This is a genomic window from Chryseobacterium oncorhynchi (assembly GCF_002899895.1).
GTDB lineage: Bacteria > Bacteroidota > Bacteroidia > Flavobacteriales > Weeksellaceae > Chryseobacterium > Chryseobacterium oncorhynchi.
This window is the reverse complement of record NZ_PPEI02000019.1, coordinates 1-1,284: the sequence shown is the minus strand read 5'-3', so window position 1 is coordinate 1,284 and position 1,284 is coordinate 1. Positions and strand designations below refer to the sequence as shown.

The following is a 1,284-nucleotide window of genomic DNA, read 5'->3' as shown; positions in this document are numbered from 1 at the left end:
GTTCTTTCGTAGTCTATTATGTTTACGCCTATCTAAAGGCTTTCTGCGCTACTGAATGTACTCTCGTTTTCAGTGGGGCAAAGATAGAAACTTATACCACAACTCGCAAACTTATTTAACATAAAATCAAAGCACATTACTTCATTGTGGAAAAGTAAGTTAATTAATCGTTTGGTATAAAGTTATTTAGAATTCAATATGCAGTTATCCACAATGAGGAGTACTAAATATTCTGAATAACAAAGAAGTAGCAGAATGGGTATATATCCTCTCTAAAGTGGCATAAACATATAGGTATACATTCACTCAGAGTTCAAAGGAATTCTAAAGATTGCAACAGGAAACTATAAATTAAATGGATGGCTTGATGAATAAATTGATTGTAATCATTTTTTATAAGGAATTCTATATGGGAAGTGACAGGGTAAGCAATAAAAAATTAAGGTTAGGAAATTCTATGGAAAGGAAAAAGTTATTTCCTGTAAAAGGTGGAGTAAAAACATTGGTAGAACCCGGATCTAGATCATGAGTGAAAATAGGTTGATAATCAAAATAGGCAATAGGATCATTTTAAAGTAAAACGATAGGATTATGGAATATTGAAAGCATGGTCTACCAGATCTTTTCTTTGTAACTATTGGATAGGAACATCAACAAGGCATTTCATAATTCCAAGGGTTGTGCATCATAGAATACAGATCAGCTGTATTAATTGTAGAGAGGAGTACTGGATAGAATCTAATAGAGGTTTAATATTGAATTGTGAGTAAGCTTAAGGTATTTAAAAACTTGAAAGTAGAACTTGTCCAGGTCAAGGAATAATCAGAGCTGTAGTTTATATGGGTAAAATGAGTTATAGTAAAAATCTACAGAAAGGGTAAATGAGATTTCTTTTCGTCTGAATGAAATACAAGGAACCAAGGTGAAATTAAATCATCAATAGATATTCTCCACAAGGAGCTAAGTATAGTATTATCTAATTTTGTCATTGAGATTCCGAGGGGGTTACAGCAATGAGCAGCAATTCCATATAATTAGTGATAAGTGATGGGTTGTATGTTGTTTTGTGTTTACTGGATTTGTTTGGGAATGGGTAGTATGGGTTTAGAGATGCATCTAAGTCTATTCCAGATATATATCTCTCAAAGTATATAACAAAAAAAAATCCTTTATCGTAATGATAAAGGATTTTAAAAATAAAATAAAAACTGGCGGCGGCCTACTCTCCCGCGTTAGCAGTACCATCGGCGCTGGTGGGCTTAACTTCTGTGTTCGGAATGGGAA

At 33.3% G+C, this 1,284-nt stretch carries 1 protein-coding gene and 1 rRNA gene; one reads left to right on the top strand and one right to left on the bottom strand.

All coding sequences use genetic code 11. The features are described 5' to 3' along the window. The first annotated feature begins 367 nt into the window (after window positions 1-367). Entirely contained in the window at window positions 368-529 is a 162-nt protein-coding gene (locus C1638_RS22540; RefSeq protein ID WP_165826592.1) for a hypothetical protein, read from the top strand. 677 nt (window positions 530-1,206) lie between these two features. Here C1638_RS22540 and rrf read toward each other — a convergent pair. Further along, window positions 1,207-1,284, bottom strand: a 5S ribosomal RNA gene (gene rrf, locus C1638_RS22870); the annotation flags it as partial.